Source organism: Caballeronia sp. GAFFF2 (genome assembly GCF_023631485.1).
Lineage (GTDB): Bacteria > Pseudomonadota > Gammaproteobacteria > Burkholderiales > Burkholderiaceae > Caballeronia.
Map to the genome: position 1 here is coordinate 501,284 of NZ_JALQDA010000035.1, position 19,086 is coordinate 520,369.

The 19,086-nt window shown below is 63.1% G+C and carries 17 protein-coding genes; 11 read left to right on the forward strand and 6 right to left on the reverse strand.

Annotated features, from left to right (window positions below):
- Window positions 1-7: 7 nt before the first annotated feature.
- Entirely contained in the window at window positions 8-2,467 is a 2,460-nt protein-coding gene (locus NCT04_RS28440) for a hybrid sensor histidine kinase/response regulator (RefSeq protein ID WP_250469183.1), read from the reverse strand.
- 414 nt (window positions 2,468-2,881) lie between these two features.
- Window positions 2,882-4,072 (reverse strand): GGDEF domain-containing protein, encoded by a 1,191-nt coding sequence (locus NCT04_RS28445; protein WP_250469184.1) that lies wholly within the window; start codon window positions 4,070-4,072, stop codon window positions 2,882-2,884.
- A gap of 263 nt (window positions 4,073-4,335) precedes the next feature.
- Here NCT04_RS28445 and NCT04_RS28450 point away from each other — a divergent pair, with 263 nt between their 5' ends.
- The 6 genes from NCT04_RS28450 to NCT04_RS28475 are packed head-to-tail and all read left to right on the forward strand — an operon-like array spanning window position 4,336 to window position 10,865.
- Window positions 4,336-5,601 (forward strand): MFS transporter, encoded by a 1,266-nt coding sequence (locus tag NCT04_RS28450; protein ID WP_250469185.1) that lies wholly within the window; start codon window positions 4,336-4,338, stop codon window positions 5,599-5,601.
- Between the two features lie 12 nt (window positions 5,602-5,613).
- Complete coding sequence (locus NCT04_RS28455) at window positions 5,614-6,807, forward strand: alpha-hydroxy acid oxidase (RefSeq protein ID WP_250469186.1); 1,194 nt, start codon at window positions 5,614-5,616, stop codon at window positions 6,805-6,807.
- 26 nt (window positions 6,808-6,833) lie between these two features.
- A complete protein-coding gene (locus NCT04_RS28460) occupies window positions 6,834-7,670 on the forward strand; it encodes a phytanoyl-CoA dioxygenase family protein (RefSeq protein ID WP_244830965.1) in 837 nt (278 codons plus the stop codon).
- Between the two features lie 4 nt (window positions 7,671-7,674).
- Complete coding sequence (locus tag NCT04_RS28465) at window positions 7,675-8,784, forward strand: Zn-dependent alcohol dehydrogenase (protein WP_250469187.1); 1,110 nt, start codon at window positions 7,675-7,677, stop codon at window positions 8,782-8,784.
- A 9-nt stretch (window positions 8,785-8,793) separates the two neighbouring features.
- Window positions 8,794-9,789: an alpha/beta fold hydrolase gene (locus tag NCT04_RS28470; protein ID WP_250469188.1), complete on the forward strand. Its 996-nt coding sequence runs from the start codon at window positions 8,794-8,796 to the stop codon at window positions 9,787-9,789.
- Window positions 9,790-9,845: 56 nt separating this feature from the next.
- Window positions 9,846-10,865, forward strand: a complete 1,020-nt coding sequence (locus tag NCT04_RS28475) for a GntR family transcriptional regulator (protein ID WP_244830962.1) — start codon at window positions 9,846-9,848, stop codon at window positions 10,863-10,865.
- Between the two features lie 7 nt (window positions 10,866-10,872).
- On the opposite strand, the gene NCT04_RS28480 is transcribed toward NCT04_RS28475, so the two are convergent.
- Window positions 10,873-11,802, reverse strand: a complete 930-nt coding sequence (locus NCT04_RS28480) for a LysR family transcriptional regulator (protein WP_250469189.1) — start codon at window positions 11,800-11,802, stop codon at window positions 10,873-10,875.
- A gap of 126 nt (window positions 11,803-11,928) precedes the next feature.
- Between NCT04_RS28480 and gbd the strand changes: the two genes are divergently transcribed.
- From gbd to NCT04_RS28505, 5 genes are all read left to right on the forward strand, one after another.
- Window positions 11,929-13,068, forward strand: coding sequence for a 4-hydroxybutyrate dehydrogenase (gbd, locus tag NCT04_RS28485; RefSeq protein WP_250469190.1), 1,140 nt, complete (start codon window positions 11,929-11,931; stop codon window positions 13,066-13,068).
- Window positions 13,069-13,183: 115 nt separating this feature from the next.
- Entirely contained in the window at window positions 13,184-13,387 is a 204-nt protein-coding gene (locus NCT04_RS28490; protein WP_244830959.1) for a hypothetical protein, read from the forward strand.
- A gap of 127 nt (window positions 13,388-13,514) precedes the next feature.
- The gene (locus NCT04_RS28495) at window positions 13,515-14,465 is read left to right on the forward strand and encodes an urea transporter (protein WP_250469191.1); all 951 of its coding nucleotides are present in this window, start codon (window positions 13,515-13,517) and stop codon (window positions 14,463-14,465) included.
- A complete protein-coding gene (locus NCT04_RS28500) occupies window positions 14,443-15,219 on the forward strand; it encodes a class II aldolase/adducin family protein (protein WP_250469192.1) in 777 nt (258 codons plus the stop codon). Before NCT04_RS28495 ends, NCT04_RS28500 begins: the two co-directional genes overlap by 23 nt.
- A gap of 27 nt (window positions 15,220-15,246) precedes the next feature.
- Window positions 15,247-15,432, forward strand: a complete 186-nt coding sequence (locus NCT04_RS28505; RefSeq protein ID WP_016347879.1) for a 4-oxalocrotonate tautomerase — start codon at window positions 15,247-15,249, stop codon at window positions 15,430-15,432.
- 95 nt (window positions 15,433-15,527) lie between these two features.
- On the opposite strand, the gene NCT04_RS28510 is transcribed toward NCT04_RS28505, so the two are convergent.
- The 3 genes from NCT04_RS28510 to NCT04_RS28520 all read right to left on the reverse strand — a co-directional run bounded on the left by NCT04_RS28510 (window position 15,528) and on the right by NCT04_RS28520 (window position 19,017).
- Window positions 15,528-15,776 carry a glutathione S-transferase family protein gene (locus NCT04_RS28510; protein WP_250469193.1) on the reverse strand — a complete coding sequence of 83 codons (249 nt, stop codon included), beginning with the start codon at window positions 15,774-15,776 and terminating at the stop codon, window positions 15,528-15,530.
- A gap of 184 nt (window positions 15,777-15,960) precedes the next feature.
- Window positions 15,961-18,135: a malate synthase G gene (locus NCT04_RS28515; protein ID WP_250469194.1), complete on the reverse strand. Its 2,175-nt coding sequence runs from the start codon at window positions 18,133-18,135 to the stop codon at window positions 15,961-15,963.
- A gap of 171 nt (window positions 18,136-18,306) precedes the next feature.
- On the reverse strand, window positions 18,307-19,017 hold the full coding sequence (locus tag NCT04_RS28520; RefSeq protein WP_250469195.1) for a UPF0149 family protein: 711 nt from the start codon (window positions 19,015-19,017) through the stop codon (window positions 18,307-18,309).
- Window positions 19,018-19,086 lie beyond the last annotated feature (69 nt).

The window sequence follows — 19,086 nt, forward strand, 5'->3', positions numbered from 1 at the left end:
CACACCCTCACTTCCCCGCCATCGCCAACACGCGCTCCAGCTCAGGCAAATCCACCGGCTTGACCAAATGCGCGTCGAACCCGGCCGCCCGCGTGCGCGCCATGTCTTCGTCGGAACCAAGACCCGTCATTGCGGCGACGATCACACGCTTGCCTTCATCGCGCATCTGACGAATGACGTCGAAGCCCGTCATGCCCGGCATCGATAGATCGAGCAGCACGACTTGCGGACGCGTCGTCCCGAACGATGCCAGCGCTTCCGGGCCGTCATACGCCGCGCGCGCCGCGTGACCGAGCATATCGACGAGCAAGGTCATGCTGTCGGCCGAGTCGCGATTGTCGTCGACAACGAGCACGTCGAGCTGACGGCTCGCCACCGCATTCGGCGCGGAAGGCGGCATGATGCCCTGCGTGGGCGGTTGCGCGAGCGGCAGCCACAAACTGAACGCGCTGCCCTTGCCAGTGCCGCCGCTCTTCGCCTCGACGTGGCCGCCATGCAGTTCGGCGATCGCTCGAACCAGCGTGAGGCCGATGCCAAGCCCGCCTTCATCCGGATGCGCGCCCGGCGCATGCTCCTGCACGAAAAGATCGAACACGGAGGCGAGCGCATCGGCGGAAATGCCGCGACCCTGATCCGTCACGCGCAGAAGCGCCGCGCCGCCGCGTGGACCGATTTCCAGCCGGATGGTCGACTCGGGCGGACTGAATTTCGCCGCGTTGTTGAGCAGGTTATTGAGCGCTTGCACGAGCCGCGTCGGGTCGCCATTGACGAAGAGGCGCTGGCCACTGTCGTCCACATCGAGCCGCTGCCCGCGCGCCTCGAAAAGCGGCTGGCTCGCTTCGACGCTCAGGTGCACGACATCGGCGATATCCACGGTCTCGGTCGCGAGCCGGATCTTGCCGGAACTCACGCGGCCCGCTTCGAGCAGATCGTCCACCAGCTTGGTCAGATGCGCGAGCTGCCGGTCGACGATATGGCGGCTGCGAATGACATCGGCATCGTCGGAAGCCTTCAGTTTGAGAATGCTCACCGCGTTGCGAATGGGCGCGAGCGGATTGCGCAGTTCATGGCCGAGCAACGCGAGAAACTCGTTCATGCGGCGGCTCGACGCCTCGAGTTCTTCCAAACGCCTGCGCGCGGTCATGTCGCGCGTGATGGCGACGAAGCCTTTTTCGCGGCCATCGGCGGCGGGCAGCGCGCTCAGAATGACGTGCGCCCAGAACTCCGAGCCATCCTTGCGCGTGCGCCAGTCCTCGTGTTCCGTGCGGCCGCGTTCCGCCGCGAGACGCAAGTCGTCGCCAGGACGGTCGCGGCCCTGTTCGTCCGACAGATAGAAGAGCGCGAAATGCCGGCCGATCGCTTCTTGCGCGGTGAAGCCGTAGAGCGCGCGCGCGCCGTCGTTCCACGAACGGATGATGCCGTCGTGGTCGAGCATGCAGATGGCGTAGTCGCTCACCGAATGGATGAGGAGCCGCAGGCGTTCGTCCGCTTCCGTCGCGCGGCGGCGATCCGTGATGTCGTGGATGAAGCACGCGAACTGCCGCTGCCCGTCGAACCACACTTCGCTGATGGTCAGCTCGGCGGCGAATTCGCTGCCGTCGCGGCGCAGCGCATGCAGTTCCACGCGCGTGTTCATCATGCGCGCCTCGCCGGTGGCGAGATAGCGCGTGAGACCGGCGCGATGCGCATCGCGATAACGCTCCGGCACGATGAGCTGCGCGAGTTCGCGGTCGAGCGCCTCTTGCGCGCGCCAGCCGAAGAGGCTGGTTGCGGCCTCGTTCCAGTCCACGACCATGCCGGCTTCGTCCATGGCGACGAACGCAATATGCGCGTTGTCGAGCACGGTGCGGCGACGACGCATGGCATCGGCAAGCTTTTTTTCGTATTCGATACGTAACGACAATTCGACCGTCAGGTCCGCATTTACGCTTTGATTCTCTTGCAGGAGTTTGCGGTTCTCCTGCGCGATTTCCTCGCGTGCAAAGGTTTCCGCAATGCACGCGCAAAACGCGTTGAGAATGGAGATATCGCTTTGGCTGAAGTAATCGGGTTCGCTTGAAATGAGTTTCAGCACCGCGACCGACCGGCCTTCGTAAATGACCGGCGCGACCACCATGGAGACAGCGCCGACGGCTTCGCATGCAGCACGATCCACGCGATGATCATTCGCCGTATTGCGGCTGATGAGCGCTTGCTGCCGCGTGATGCACAAGCCCGAAAGACTGCCCGCGGTCGGCAGACGCGTGCCGACGCTTTTCGCGGCGACTCCGCTCGCCGCGCAATAGACGAGCTGATCGCCTTCGATCCACTCGACAACCGCAGACGCCACGCCGGCAACTTCCCTCAAGGTATCCGTGACTCTTTGCAGATAAGCGGGAAGCGGCAGCCGGGAATGGGCGAGACTTGCAAAAATAGCGAACCAGCGCTGAAAGTGCGCCTGACGGTTATGTTCCGCCTTTGATTTCATGTTCGGAGTCGAAGCCTCGAATTGCGAGTGCATAGCTCTTGTTCCAATCGACGGATCGCGAATTGTAATCGCGGAAATATCGAAAAGCGCAGCCGATATTTTATTTTGGTATTGAAACACAAAATCCTGCGCAAACGTTTGCGAGGAGAGGAAATTTTGACTTCGTTTGTAAGGCGAAGCTGAATCGATTAGGAGTCGATACGGCGAAACCCGCCTTTCGGATGCGAGTCATGCATGCCTTTTAAACGCCGGACCGATTGAAAAACAATATTCTTTGTAGCTTCAGCGGTAAAAACAGCGAACTTCGAATACCGATTTACTTGCCTTCGTCAGAAGCCGGTAAATTTTGGCTTCCGGCTTCCGGCTTCCGGCTTCCGGCTTCCGGCTTCCGGCTTCCGGCTTCCGGCTTCGGGCTCATGCAGTCCGCGCCGCCGGACGAATGCCGGATGGCCGCGCCGCCTTGAACCAGCGTTCTGCCGCCACCCAACGATTCTTGCCCGCGCGCTTGGCTTCGTAGAGCGCGTTGTCGGCGTCGCGCAACACACCGTCGAGTTCGCGGTCGTCGTCGCTGAACTTCGCAATGCCGATACTCACGCCGATCCCAAGCGCCATCCCGTCGTTCGCCATGAATGGCTTCGACAGTTCGCGCACGAGCGTGTCGGCGAGTGCCGGCGGGTCGGCTTCGGGAGGCGTCACGATCACGAATTCGTCGCCGCCCAGGCGCGCGACCAGCGCGCCTTCGCCCGATACCAGGCGCAAGCGTTTTGCGACGAGCGAGAGCAGCGTGTCGCCAATTTCGTGGCCGTGATCGTCGTTGATCGCCTTGAAGCCGTCGAGATCGAGATAGAGCAACGCGCTTTCATCGTTCTGATAACGCTTGCCTGGCACGCGCGAGCGCAACGCCCGGAACAGACCGGCGCGATTGAGCAGGCCGGTGAGCTCGTCGTATCGCGCGCGGCGGTCGTTTTCCTGCTCGGCCTTCATCGTCGTGACGAGCATTCCGTTCAGGCGGTACGCGGCGGCGCTCATCGCGAAGAGATAAAACGGAATCTGCAGGCACGTGACCCAGAGCGTCGGCTCGCCCGACAGGAGTGCGCCCACGCAGCACGGCCCGAGCGACAGGAAGATCATCACGGCGACCAGACGCGGCGCGCCGAAGTTGCGAAAACAGATGCCGCCGACCATCGCGGCCGCCGACAAAAACGAGAGCGTGGCCGCGACCCAGTCGCCGGAGAGCACGCTCACGAGGGCGCCGTAGCCGACCGTCGCGCCCCACATGGGCGCGAGCAGCACGTAGAGATCGGTGAACGTGGCGCGCCGTTCGCGCGCGCGGCGGCGTGCAAGGACGAGCACGACGAGCCGCACGAAACACACGGCGATTTCGAGCGCGAGCCACACATGAAACGCGATGGTCGGATGACGGCGCGTGAGCACCCAGGCGACGAGAATCGTGTTGAGCACGCCGCCCGCGAAAATGGGCAGCGTGCCGAACAGACTGCCGACCAGGGCGACGCGAATCGCGCGGGGGATGTCCGGCCCCGCGTGCAGTAACCACTTGGCTGCCCGCAAGCGGGGCAGCGTGTACACCTCAGTCAGTTGGTCCATGTCGGTGCGATGCGCGGATCGGCAAAGGCCGGAGTGGCGAAAAGCCATCCATCACAACGGTTAACGGCGGGGGCGCGGGGAGCTTTAGGGCGCCGATGATGGCCGTTCGACGCGAAGCGTTCCGCCTCCACCGATCGAAGCCGTAAAGGTTTACCCCTGCAACTCCTTCATTGACACGCCCCGCTTGTCTCAACTACGCTGAATGTACATTGGATGCACTGAACGTTTTCAGCGCAAACCGAGGCCCTCACCAGGAGACATCGATGGAGACGCGTGCGCGCTGGACTCTCGTAAGTCTGTTGTTCGTAGGTGGAGCGATCAGTTATCTCGACCGGGCGGCGTTATCGATCACCGCGCCGCTCATTTCCCGCGAGCTCAACCTCGATCCCGCGCAACTCGGCATCGTGTTCTCCAGCTTTTTTGTGGGCTACGCGATCTTCTGTTTCGTCGGCGGCTATTCGGCGGATCGATGGGGACCGAAAGCCGTGCTCGCCGTCTCCATGCTCGTCTGGTCGCTCTTTTGCGGATTGACGGCAACGGCGGTCGGCATCGTCAGTCTGTTGCTCGTGCGCATTGTCTTTGGCATGGGTGAAGGGCCGCTCTGCGCCAACATCAACAAGCTCGTGTCGAACTGGTTTCCGCGCAGGCAGCAGGCGAGCATGATCGGTATCGCGAATTCCGGACAGTCGGTCGGCGCGGCGATCGCGGGGCCCGTGGTCGGCTTTCTCGCGCTGGCGACGAGCTGGCGCACGTCGTTCGTGATCATCGGCGCGGTCGGCACGCTCTGGGTGCTCGCGTGGTTGCTGCTGGCGAAGGACAAGCCGTCGACGCCCATCGAGGAATCCGCCGAAGCCCTCGCGCAAGACGACGCGGCCCTCGCCGCCGATGGCTCCCCCGCGCCGCTGTCCACTTACCTGCTGCGCCCAGCGATCCTTTCGACAGCGTTCGCCTTCTTCGGCTACGCCTACATCCTGTACTTCTTCCTGTCGTGGTTCCCGAGCTATCTGACGATGGCGCATCACCTCAGCATTCAGAAGATGGCCGTGGTGAGCGTGATTCCGTGGGCGGTCGGCGCGACGGGCCTCGTGGTCGGCGGCCTGGTCTGCGACTGGATCTACAAGAAGACCGGCCGCGCCATCTTCGCGCGCAAGATCGTGCTGATCACGAGCCTGGGCGCGGGCGCGGTGTGCATCGGCGTGACAGGCACGGTGACGGACCTGACGAGCGCGGTCACGTTGATGGCCATCGCCGTCTTCTTCATGTACGCGTCGTACAACACCTACTTCGCGATCGTGCTCGATACCGTGGAAAAGCGGCGCGTCGGCGCGGTCGGCGGTTTCGTGCACTTCATCGCCAATCTGGCGGGGATCGTCGCGCCGGCCTTGACGGGTTTTCTCGTGCAATGGTCCGGCAACTTCAAGAGCGCGTTCTTGCTGACCGGCGCGATCGCCGCGCTCGGCGCGATCTTCGTCGCGGTGTTCGTAAGACCGCCCAAGCCTCAATTGCAGCTTCAACCCGAACTCGCGTAACGGCGAAAAATCATGCGACATTACGCGACTATCGAGGAACTGCGCATCGCCGCCAGGAAGCGCGTGCCGCGCATGTTCTACGACTATGTCGATGCCGGTTCGTGGACCGAATCGACGTATCGCGCGAACAGTGACGACTTCGCGCAACTGCAGTTCCGGCAGCGTGTCGCCGTGGATTTCAGCGAGCGCAATCTCACGACGACGATGGCTGGTATCCCCGTTTCGATGCCGGTCGCCATTGCACCGACCGGCATCGCCGGCATGCAACGCGCGGATGGCGAGATTCTCGCGGCGCGCGCGGCCGCGCGCTTCGGTGTGCCGTTCACGTTATCGACGGTCAGCATCTGCTCGATCGAGGACGTCGCCGCGCATACGCAGAAGCCTTTTTGGTTTCAGCTCTACATGATGAAGGACCGCGGTTTCATTGCGGACCTGATTTATCGCGCGAAAATTGCCGGGTGTTCCGCGCTCGTCCTCACGCTCGACTTGCAGATTCAAGGCCAGCGCCACAAGGACAAACGGAACGGTCTGTCCGCGCCGCCAAAGCTCACGCTGCGCAACCTCGCGCATCTGTCGCGCTATCCGCGCTGGTGTGCGGGCATGCTGGGCACGCCGCGCCGCACCTTCGGCAATATCGTCGGACATGCGCCGGGCGTGACGGGCATCGCGTCGATGGCCGACTGGGCCGCGCGGCAGTTCGACCCGACGCTCACGTGGCAGGACATCGACTGGGTGCGCAAGCAGTGGGGCGGCAAGATCATCCTGAAGGGCATCCTCGACGAGGAAGACGCGCGCATTGCCCGCGATATCGGCGCGGACGCGCTCATCGTTTCGAATCATGGCGGGCGTCAACTGGACGGCGCGCCTTCGAGCATTTCCATGCTGCCGCGTATCGCAGAAGCCGTGCATGGCGATATCGAACTGCACATGGACGGTGGCATCCGCTCGGGACAAGACGTGTTGAAAGCGCTCGCTTGCGGCGCGCGCGGCGTGTACATAGGCCGCGCATTTCTGTATGGACTCGGCGCGGAAGGTGAAGCGGGCGTGACACGTGCGCTCGAAATCATCCGCGATGAACTCGATATGACGATGGCCCTCGCAGGCGTCACTGATGCACGCGCGATAGACGGCCGCGTATTGCGCTCAGGCGGCTTTACCTCCGGGCGCGGCGCGCTGGAAACACCGGTGCGCATGCAGGTTGCTTGAATCACGGAAAAAAGGAGACTCGCATCATGCTGAAGGCATTGACCCCGCAACAGGTTGAACATTTCCAGCAACACGGCTATGTCGCGCCCATTCGCGTGATGTCCGAAGAGACCGCGCTCGAACTGCGCAAGCGCCTGGAGGACTTCGAGCACGAGAAAAGTTCGTTCGCGAAGAAGGCGCTCAACGTAAAGAGCCATCTGCTGTTTCCGTGGCTCAACGATCTCGTGCGCAACGACAAGGTAGTCGATGCAATCGACGATCTCTACGGCGAGAATCTGCTGGTCTGGGCAAGCAGCTTCTTCATCAAGAACGCGCGCGACCCGGCTTACGTGTCGTGGCATCAGGACTCGACGTATTGGGGGTTGTCCAAGCCCGATGTCGTGACCGCGTGGGTCGCGCTTTCGGAGAGCAACCGTTCGAACGGTGCGATGCAGGTCGTGCCGGGCACGCATCTGCTCGACCAGATGCCGCATCGCGATACCTTCAACGAGCACAATCTGCTCACACGCGGGCAGGAAGTCGCGGTGGAAGTGGATGAAGCGCAGGCGGTATCGATCGAACTCGCGCCGGGCGAGATGTCGCTTCATCATGTGCGAATCGTGCATGGCTCGCCGCCCAACCATTCGGACAAGCGGCGCATCGGCTATGCCATCCGCTATATCCCGACTTACGTGCGCCAGCTCGAAGGCGAGGACAGCGCCACGCTCGTGCGCGGCATCGATACGTACAACACCTTCGAGCACGAGCCGCGTCCGACCGAGGAACTGGACCCGGCGTTCGTCGCGCTGCATCAGCAGATCGGCGAGCGCAACCTGAACATTCTCTACAAGGGCGCGGGACAAACCGCAACCGGACGACGCTAGACGCATGACGAACACGAAATTCGAAGCAGCGGTCTTGGAGCGTAAAGGCGAGCCCTTGCAGATCAGGCGCGTCACGCTCGGCAATCTGGCCGACACGGATGTGATCGTGCGCGTGAAGGCGACGAGCCTGTGCCATACCGATCTCGAAGCGGTGCGCGGCGACTTACGCACGCCGCTTCCGTTCGTGCCGGGACACGAAGCGGCGGGTATCGTCGAATGGGCGGGCAACGCAGTGCGCGGCGTGAAGGTGGGCGACCATGTCGTCACGTCGTGGAATCCTCATTGCGGCGCGTGCTTTTACTGTGCGCGCAAGCTTTCGATTCTCTGCCAGCCGTATCGCGATCACGCGGCGCAGTCGTTCCATTTCGATGGCGCGCCTCGCCTCTTTCGCGACGATGGCGCGCCCGTGCATCAGTTGATGTATTCGGGCAGCTTCGCGGAGTTGTGCGTGGTGTCGGAAGAGTGTGCGGTGAAGGTGCCCCACGAGATGCCGTTCGACCGCGCGTGTCTCATCGGCTGTGGCGTGATGACGGGCGTGGGCGCGGCGCTGAATGTCGCGAAGGTCGAGCCGGGCAGTACCGTGACGGTAATCGGCTGCGGCGCGGTCGGTTTGTCGGCGGTGCAGGGCGCGCGGCTCGCGGGCGCGGCGCGCATCATCGCGGTGGATCGCGCGTCGGACAAGCTCGATCTTGCGCGCGCGGTCGGCGCCACTCACGCGCTTTCAGCCGACGACAACCTCGCTGCCGCGCATGCCGATCTGACCCAGGGACGCGGCGCGGATTACGTATTCGAGGCTGCGGGCAATCGCGCATCGCTGCGAACAAGCGTGGAGCTTGCAAGGCCCGGCGCGCATGTCGTGTGGCTCGGCAAGCTGCCGGCGGAAGAAGAGGCATCGTTTCGTTGGGCGAGCCTCATGGGCGAGAAACAGATCGTACGTTCGAGCTACGGCGGCGCGAACCCGGCCAGCGACTTTCGGATGCTCGCCAAAGCGTATCTCGACGGCTCGCTGAAACTCGACGAGTACGTGACGTCGCATATCGCGCTTGCCGATATCAACGACGGCTTGCAAAGGCTCGCCACCGGCGCGGAGCTGCGCGCGGTCATCGAATTCTGAGCGAACGTCATGCGTCATCCCGACATGCAACCCGGCTGGATCGACGCGCCGCATCGCAGCGCGACGCTCGGGCGCTTCGCGCTGGAATCGGGCGAACATATAGACGATCTGCTCGTGTCCTACGTCGTGCACGGCGATATCGGCGACCGCGCACGGCCCGTGGTATTGGGCTTGTGCGCGATCGGCAGCACGCATCATCGGCTGGACTTTCTGATCGGCGAGGCGCGTGCCTTCGACCCGCAAAGCGTGAACATCATCGTCGTGGATGCGCTCGGCAATGGCTTGTCGAGTTCGCCTTCCAATGCGTTGAGCCAGGGCGGCGAGCGCTTTCCGCGCTTCACCATCCGCGACATGGTGAAGAGCCAGAAGGCGCTGCTCGATCATCTCGGCATCGATGAAGTGGCCGCCGTGGTCGGCGCGTCGATGGGCGGCATGCAGGCGTTGCAGTGGGGCGTGACGTTTCCGCGCTCCATGCGCAAGCTCGTCGCGCTAACGCCGATGGCGAAGACCACGCCCTGGTCGCAGGCGATCAATCATGCGGGACGCAGCGCGCTTTCTAAGTCGAACGGAGACTGGAGCGCGTGGCTCGCGGTGATGCAGATCATCGCCATGCGTACGCCCGAACGCTTCGCCGATGACGCCGCGAAAGCGGGCGGCACATACGCCTGGCTCGATGCGCGCGCCGCATGGTGGGCGACGCAGCGCGCCGATCCGCTCGACTGGATTGCGCAGTCGCATGCCTACGATACCCACGATGTCGGCACCACCCCCGGCTTCGATGGCGACACCGCAAAGGCGCTGGCCGCGATTGCGGCACCCACGCTCGTCTGCGTGCCCGCGCTCGATCTCTACAATCCCGTTGAAGCGGGCGTCTGGGCCGCGGAGCACATTCCGCAAGCGACCTTGCTGCGGCTGCCCTGCACGAGCGGGCACATGATGGCCTCGGAAGCGGACCCTCAGGCGGCGGCGCAGCTGAACGACGCCATCGCCGAATTCATGCGGTGACGGCGCATACGTGCTGGGGTATGGTTGAGCATTGATCGAATCTGCACGAAGAACACATGAGCCAGTTGAACACCTACGCGACGAATGCCGCCGATACCCCGCCGCTTGATGCAGGCGGCTCCATCCAGCATCGCACTTACCGGCTGTTGCGCGAGATGATCGAGGACGGACGTATCGCGCCTGGAGAAAAGCTGCTCGAAGCGCAGGTCGCGAAGTCTTTTTGTATCAGCCGCTCGCCTGCGCGTATTGCGCTTGCGGCGTTGTGCGCTGACAAGATCATCGTCGAGAGCGAGGGGCGCGGGTATCGCGTGGCGGGAACGGCATCGGCGGAACGCGCGGGCAAGGCGGCCGTGCTCGACAAGGTCGAACTCACTAACGAGCCGCAATGGCAGCGCATGTATGCCGATCTGGAGCGCGAACTTTGTACGCGCGTGCTGTTCGGCTCGGTGCGTATTACCGAGGAAGCGCTGGCGCAGTACTTCGACGTGAGCCGCACTGTGGCGCGCGGCGTCATGGCGCGCATGCATAGCGTGGGCGCGCTGTCGCAGGACCGCAATGGACACTGGATTGCCGAACAGGTGACCGAGGCGCGTATTGGGCATCTCTTCGAAATGCGCCGTTTGCTCGAACCGACCGCGCTGGTGCATGCCGCGCCGCTTGTTTCGCGCGAATTTCTCGAAGGCGTGCGCGAGCGGCTCATCGGCGCGATCGAGGCCACGCATCGCGGCGGCGCCGAAATGGACATGGCGGAAACAGACCTGCATATCGACCTGCTCGCGCATTGCCCGAACAAGGAGATCGTCTTTGCGCTGCAGCGTACGCATGTGCTGTTCGTGCCGACGCGCTATTTGAGCGACCCGTATCTGCAGATTCCCGATCAGCTCATCAGCGATGCCTTCACGGAGCATCTGCGCATCATCGACGACATTCTCGCCGGCAAGCCCGAACGCGCGGCGCAGACCTTACAGGAGCACATCGGCGAAGCGGATACACGGTGGATGCTGCGCTTCGAGATCATCCGGCGCTTGAGGCAGCCCGATCTTCCGCCGTATCTTTCGTCGCTCGGCAGCGTCTGATTCCTGTTCACGCGCGGCCGGCTTCTTCGATCGCCTGCATCAAAAGACGCACGCCGGGAGACAGAGGCGCGTCACGCCGCGTGACCAGTTCGTAAGGCTCGCTACGCGACGACAATGCAAGCGGCAAGGTGCAGACGATGCCATGCGCCGTGCAAAAGCGCGCGACATCCACGGACACCAGCGCCACTAGCGACGGGTTTTTCTGTAGCAGAGAAAGCGTCGCGAACGCCGACGTGGTTTCGAGCAGATGCGCGGGAAAACGCAGGCCTGCATCGTGAAACTCGCGTTCGAGCAAGAGGCGCATGGGCATGTTCGCGCGATACACGACCCACCGGTGCTTCGCCAGATCCTTCAAGGCCACGCGCTTTCTCTTCGCCAAGGGATGCTCCGTATTGGCGATGACCGCGAGCGTCTCGTCCTGCACGATCGCGCTGTCGTAGAGATACGGCGTCTGACTCACGCTCGTGCGGCACACGGCGAGATCGAGCCGGCCGGCATCGATCAGACTCAGCAACGTCGCGCTCGTATCTTCCACGATTTCCACCGACATCTCTGGCTGACGCATGGCGACTTCGGTGATCGCATCGGTCACGAGCGGCACCGCGCCCATGATGACGCCGACCGCCACGCGCCCGCCGTATCCACGCATGATGCCGACGATCTCTTCACGCAAATGCGCCAGGTCCGTATGAATGAGCCGCGCGTAGCGGATCACGCAATGGCCGATCGCGTTGGGTTCGAGCCCGCGATTGGTCCGCACGAATAGCGGCGCGCCGAAGGTGGTTTCGATTTCATGGAGCGCCTTGCTCGCGCCCGGTTGCGTGAGCGCGAGTTGCCTTGCCGCGCCGAGCAGCGAGCCGCGTTCTTCGAGCGCGATGAGAAGCCGCAACTGTTTGACATGCAGGCGGGAGATGATCGAGTCGATGCTGGGCGTCATGGCCGCGAGGGTTGAGTAAAAGTTATAGCGGTATCAATTGTCGTCAGTATCGCCGCGAAGTTCTCCGACGTATACTCGACCACCACCGCGGCGCGCTTCGCTCCATATAACCTTTCCTCAGTCACCATGTCCCTCATCAACTACATCACGCAGATTCAGTTCGACTTCGGCGCGTTGCGCCTGCTTGCGGGAGAGTGCGAACGCTTCGGCATCAAACGCCCGCTGATCGTGTCCGATGCAGGCATTCGCGCAGCCGGTCTGCTCGATAAAGTCGTCGATGCGCTGGGCGCGCAAACGCCCGCGCCGGTATTCGACGCGACGCCGCCGAATCCGAACGAAGCGGCCGTGCGCGCGGCGGTGGCGATGTATCGCGAGAACGATTGCGACGGCGTGATCGCGGCAGGCGGCGGTTCGTCCATCGATCTGGCGAAGGGCGTGGCCGTTTGCGCAACCCACGAAGGTCCGCTGCAAAGTTTCGCGGTGATCGAAGGCGGCCTTGCGCGCATCACGGCGGCGACCGCGCCGGTCATCGCCATTCCGACGACGGCGGGCACCGGCAGCGAAGTGGGTCGCGGCGCGATCCTGATTCTCGACGATGGCCGCAAGGTCGGCGTGATCTCGCCTTATGTCGTGCCAAAAGTCGCCATCTGCGACCCCGAACTCACGCTCGGCCTGCCGCCGCTAATGACCGCCGCCACCGGCATGGACGCCGTGGCGCACTGTCTCGAAACCTTCATGGCGCCGGTGTTCAACGCACCCGCCGACGGCATCGCGCTCGACGGCTTGTGGCGCGCGTGGCGGCATATCGAACGCGCGACGCGCAATCCCGCCGACCGCGTGGCGCGCTGGAACATGATGAGCGCGTCGATGCAGGGCGCGCTTGCGTTCCAGAAGGGTCTCGGCTGTGTGCACAGCCTGTCGCACTCGCTCGGCGGCATCAACCCGAAGCTGCATCACGGCACGCTAAACGCCATTTTCTTGCCGGCGGTCATCGCGTTCAACAGCAGCGCGCCGACCATGCAGGAAGAGGGCAAGCTTTCGCGCATTGCGCAGGCAATGGGCCTCGCATCCGGCGATGAAGTCGGCGAGGCCATCCGCGCGATGACCGCGACGCTCGGACTGCCGCGCGGTTTGTCCGATCTCGGCGTGACGCGCGAATTGTTCCCGCGCATCATCGCGGGCGCGCTGAAGGACCACAGTCATAAGACGAATCCGCGCGAGGCATCGACGGAAGACTACACGGCTATTCTCGAGGCATCCCTGTAATTCGGGCCGGAAGGCAAGACAAGCGACGGCGGCCTATTTGCGGCATTGCAACACGACCCTTACGGGAAAACCCTAGGTTCTGTTACAATGATTGGCAAATTTTGGGGAACTTGCCATGGGCCGCCGCTTCGTTGTCGTAGAAAAGATCGCTTTTACCTTACTCACCATGTCCGCCGTGCTGGACGCGAGCTATATCACGTGGGAAAGCCATCCTAATTTCCGTGAGAACGTTACGGAAATCGTCAAGATGAGTTCAGACCTCTCGTTGGCGAACCCCGGCGGCGACGCCACGCCGCTCGTTCCCATGGCGTTCAATTAAGTTTCATGTCGCCGCGCTCGCCTTCTTCGAGCGCGGCAGTCGCATACCCGCTATACGGCCCGCCGTCGCACGGCGCGCGCACCTTGTCTTATGCTGGCGGCTCCTCAAGCCGTTTCCGCCGCCACGCATGTCCGCCGCCATCCAAACCAACGCCAGTTTCGGCGATCAAATCACGAGCTTTGCCCGCAGCATCGGGCAAATCGTCCTGCAGCGTAATGCCGCGACGGGCGTCTGCATCTTCGTCGCGCTGCTGTGCGCGAATCCCCGGCTCGCGTGCGGTCTGCTTATCGGCGCGTTGACGGGCAACGTCATTACCGTCATCACGCAAGACGCGGATTCACCCGCCATGCGCGACGATCTCTACGGTTTCAACGGCGCATTGGCCGCGCTCGCGGCGTTCACGTTTATCGGCGATGCATCGCAGGCGGCGGCTGTGGCCATTGTCGCGGCGATGGCCGCGACGCTCATCGCCCCCACGCTCGCCGGCAAACTCATGCGCTTTGGCTTGCCGATCTTCTCCAGCCCGGCGATCATCGTGACCTGGTGCTGGCTGCCGTTTCTGGCCGGGCGCGGCGATACAGGCGCGATTCCGCCCGTCGCGACGGGCTTCGTTTCCATGCTGCAAGCGGCTTTCGCGGGCCTCGCGCCGATTGTCTTCGCGACCGGCGCGCTGGCCGGTGCGCTCATCGCAATCGGGCTGTTTGCCGCCGGGCCGTCGCGTGCGGCGTGGGCGCTCGCGGGCAGCGGACTCGGCGCGTTTCTGCACGCACTCGGCGGCGCAAGCGATGCCGTCGCGCTCTCCGGTGCATGCGGTTTCAATGCGGCGCTCGCGGCGCTGGCCGCCGCGCCGCTCGGCGGCCGCTATGCGCTGCTGGCGATCGTCGCATCGGTGTTGTTCGAGCGCGTGATCGATTGCCTGGGCGTCGCCGCGTTGACCGCGCCTTTCGTGCTGGCGTCGTGGACGGTGCTTTGCATGGCGCGCCGTCTCGAGGCGCATACGGACAAGTCGCATCGCATGCAGGCAGCGCCCGCTCTCGTCGATAAAGGAGACTCACATGTCGTTCACCCACACGCCTGAGCGCCGCATCGCGGAAAGCGGACCGCGTTCGGCGGCCGAAGCGGCGACGCGCGCCGATCTGGCGGCGGCGTATCGGCTCGTCGCGCTCAACGGCTGGGACGATGTCGTCTATACGCACATCTCGGCAAGCGTTCCCGGCGAGCCCGGCCGCTTCCTGATCAACCCGTTTGGGCTTTCCTTCGACGAAGTCACGGCGTCGAATCTCGTCAAGATCGATATCGATGGCAACGTGATCGGCGCGAGCGCGCATCCCGTGAACGCGACCGGCTTCGCGCTGCATGGCGCGGTGCACGCCGCCCGTGCCGATGCCGTTTGCGTGATGCATCTTCACGTGCGCGAAGCGATCGCCGTCTCCGCGCAACCGCACGGCTTGCTGCCCGGCTCGCAACATGCCATGCGCTTTCACGGGCACCTGGCGTACCACGATTACGAAGGCCTCGCGTTTTCGCCGGCGGAAGGCGAGCGGCTGGTTGCGAGTCTCGGCGCGCATCGCGCTATGCTCTTGCGCAATCACGGGCCGCTTACGCTTGGGCGCACCATCGCCGAGGCTTACGTGCTGATGGATATGCTCGTGAAGGCGTGCGATATTCAGCTGCGCGCGCTGGCGGGCGTGGGCAAGATGATCGTGCCGAATCCGGATGTCGTCGCGCGCACGGCCGCACAATTGCACGATGACGATGCGATCGAAGGCGCGCTCGAATGGCCTGCGCTGCTGCGCAAGCTCGAGCGCATCGACCCGTCGTATCGGGAATGAAGGTTCAACTCAAAGGAGATCAACGGCATGCCGACATTCAATATCCAACTGTTCGAAGGCCGCACGGCGGAAGAGAAGCGCAAGTTCGTCGAGGCGATCACGCGTACGACTTGCGAGACGCTCGGCTGCGAGCCGGGCTCCGTGGATATCATTCTGACGGATGTGAAGCGCGAGAATTGGGCGACGGCGGGGAAGCTTTGGTCGGAGCAGTAGTTGTTGGTTCGTGTGGCTGACGTTTCGGCTGTCTGCCGCTTTGGATGGATCGCCGGAGCTGAATATGTTGACCGGATCCGAGCGCGATGCGCGCATCATACGACGGGCGACACCTCTTCAGCGGCAAGCGCGGCCTTCACCGCAGGGCGTGCGCCGATCCGGCCCACAAAGCGTGCGAGCGACTTCCAGCGCTCGATGTCTATTGAGAAGTGCGGCAGCCACGACAGTATCGTGTAAAGGTAGGCGTCCGCCACACCGAAGTCGCCGACCTGTGCGGCGGCCTTCGAGACAGATCGCGCATCCGCCACGGCCACCAGCAAACGCCAATGCATCAAGTTCATCATGATCGGATGGGCTCAAGGGGAAATCGCGGGCGAGCGCTTCGGGGCGCCATGCGTCGATAACATCGACCGCTTTTGAACAAGGTCTGACGCCGATGAATGCAACCTAAGTACCTTCAGCCGAACTCTCGTTGCGTAAGTGACTAATCGACGAAGGACCGCCAAGCGGCCCTTCATCCAAAGCAACTCAAGCCGTCTGCTTGGCTGCCAGCCGGAACTTATGCAACAACGGTTCCGTATACCCACTAGGCTGCGTACGACCCTCGAACACCAGCGCGCACGCCGCCTTGAACGCATACGAACTGTCGAATGCCGGCGCCATAGGACGATAATGCGGGTCTGCTTCGTTCTGCTGGTCCACCACGGCGGCCATGCGTTCCAGCGTTTGTCTCACCTGCTCTTCCGTGACGATGCCATGCCGCAGCCAATTCGCAATGTGCTGGCTCGAAATGCGCAGGGTGGCGCGGTCTTCCATCAGGCCGACATCGTGAATGTCCGGCACCTTCGAACAGCCCACGCCCTGATCGACCCAGCGCACCACATAACCGAGAATGCCCTGTGCGTTGTTCTCGATCTCGCTCTTGATGTCGTCTTCCGACCAGCTCGGCTTGTCGACCACCGGAATGGTCAGCAGGCCATCCAGCAGTTCGTTCTTCACGCCGTCGTAGTCGATGCTCTCCATGTCCTGCTGAACGTGCTGCACATCGACTTGATGATAATGCAGCGCATGCAGCGTGGCCGCCGTGGGCGAAGGCACCCACGCCGTGTTCGCGCCCGCCTTCGGGTGCGCGATTTTCTGCTGCAGCATGGCGTGCATGAGATCGGGCATCGCCCACATGCCCTTGCCGATCTGCGCGCGGCCGCGCAAGCCGGTGTTCAACCCGACGAGCACGTTGTTGCGCTCGTATGCGCCAATCCATGCAGACGACTTCATGTCGCCCTTGCGCATCATCGGGCCGGCTTCCATCGACGAATGCATTTCGTCGCCGGTGCGATCCAGAAAGCCCGTGTTGATGAACGCGACGCGCGCGCCCGCCGCGGCGATACACGCCTTGAGGTTCACGCTGGTGCGGCGTTCCTCGTCCATGATCCCCATCTTGATGGTATGACGCGGCAAGCCGAGCAGGTCCTCGACGCGCGTGAAAAGCTCGTCCGAAAACGCCACTTCGGCGGGACCGTGCATCTTCGGCTTGACGATATAGATGGAGCCCGTGCGCGAGTTGATCTTGTTCTTGAGGTCGTGCAGCGCGCCGAGCGTGGTCATCACCGCGTCGAGAATGCCTTCGGGAATCTCGTTGCCGTCGCGATCGAGCACGGCGGGGTTGGTCATCAGATGCCCGACGTTGCGGATGAAGAGGAGCGAGCGGCCATGCAGCTTGAGCGTCGAGCCGTCGGGCGCGGTGTATTCGCGGTCGGGGTTCAGGCTGCGCGTGAAGCTCTTGCCGTTCTTCGTCACCTGCTCGGCGAGATTGCCCTGCATGAGACCGAGCCAGTTGCGATAGAGCGCGGTCTTGTCCGCGGCATCGACGGCGGCCACCGAATCTTCGCAATCGATGATCGTGCTCACCGCCGCTTCCATCAGCAGGTCCTTGACATGCGCGCCATCCGTCTTGCCGATGGGATGATCGGCGTCGATCTGAATCTCGACATGCAGGTCGTTATGCTTGAGGAGGATGGCGTGGGGCGCGCTGGCATCGCCCTGAAAGCCCGCGAACTGTTCGGGGTTCGCGAGGCGGCTCTTGCCGTCCTTCAGCGTGACGACGAGCTTGCCCTGTTCGATGCTGTACTTCGTGGCGTCGGCATGGGAGCCGTGCGCGAGGGGCGCATTGTCGTCGAGAAAGGCGCGTGCATACGCGATTACTTTCGCGCCGCGCTTAGGATTGAACTCGGCCGTGCGCTCGGCGCCGTCGCTTTCGTCGATGGCATCGGTGCCATACAGCGCGTCATACAGACTGCCCCAGCGTGCGTTCGCGGCGTTGAGCGCATAGCGCAGATTCGACAGCGGCACGACGAGTTGCGGACCGGCCTGTTCGGCGATTTCGCGATCGACATTGGCGGTCGTTGCGCGCACGCCGGCAGGCGCGGGCACGATATAGCCAATGTCTTCCAGAAACTTGCGATACGCGCGCAGGTCGCGCACCGGGCCAGGATTGCCGCGATGCCAGTTGTCGAGTTCGGTCTGCAGGCGGTCGCGCTCGGCGAGCAACGCGCGGTTCTTCGGTGCGAGATCGTGCACCAGGGCGTCGAAGCCTTTCCAGAAGGAAGCAGTATCGACGTCCGTGCCGGGAATGGCTTCTTCTTCGACGAACTTGGCGAGACTCGTGGCGACCTTGAGGCCGTGTTGTTGGGTCATGTCGGTCATGGGCACTCCGGCTGAACGATGCTTCAGGGGTTTTTGGGCGGGCTGGGCAATATGGTAGCGCGGATTGACGGCGGGTCGCTGTTCGAAACGGCAAGCGTGGGCGCTGCGGGCTTCATACGGAACGCCTTCCGGTGCGTACGCAACGGCGCCGGAAGACGATTGGCCCGCGCATCAATGCAGCGTCGGAAGATTGCCGCCGCAGCACTGCTTGTACTTGCGGCCGCTGCCGCACGGGCACGGGTCGTTGCGTCCGACTTTCGGCTCCAGCCGCTTCAATGGCATGGGAGAGAGACCGGCTGCCCGCGCCTTTCGCTGCGGCTCGAAGAACCGGTAGATCGTGCTCAGGTTCTCGCACATCTGGCCGATTAGTCCATCGCGCGTTTCGTTTTCGATGGAAAGCGACTGCAAGGTGCGGTTGTCGTCGTGTTCGTGATGCAAGGCCAGCACGGGAGCCAGCAAACGCGCGCGCGTGTCGTCCCTGAGCAGGCTGCTCCAGCTTTCGGCACGCATGCCGACGCCACGGATGAAGCCATGCGCCCAGTCGTTCGCGTTCGCCACGCCGCTCTCGTCTTCTTCGAGCACAGGCTCGTAATGATGCGAACTATCGAGCGTACGCGCCAGTTCGCCCACGACGACATTCCAGTGGCGTATCAGCAATCCGGTGATCTCGGTTGCCTGCCGTTCGCTATCGAACTCGAAATCGGTGTTCCAGATTTCAGGAAACCATTCGCTGGACTTGATGAGGTCGGGGCAACACGCCAGGGCAGCGAAGAAGCCATCGACCATTTCGACGTTCATCGCGTTCGGACCAACGGATGCGAGGAAGTCGTCGAGTTGGTTGAGTTCGTCGTCGGAAAGATTGTCGGGGCGGATCGAGGGCACGTTTGAAGATTGGACGTTTAGAGTTTTCGGGCAGGAGTCACTTCATCGATTGTACGGCCTGCTTGTTTT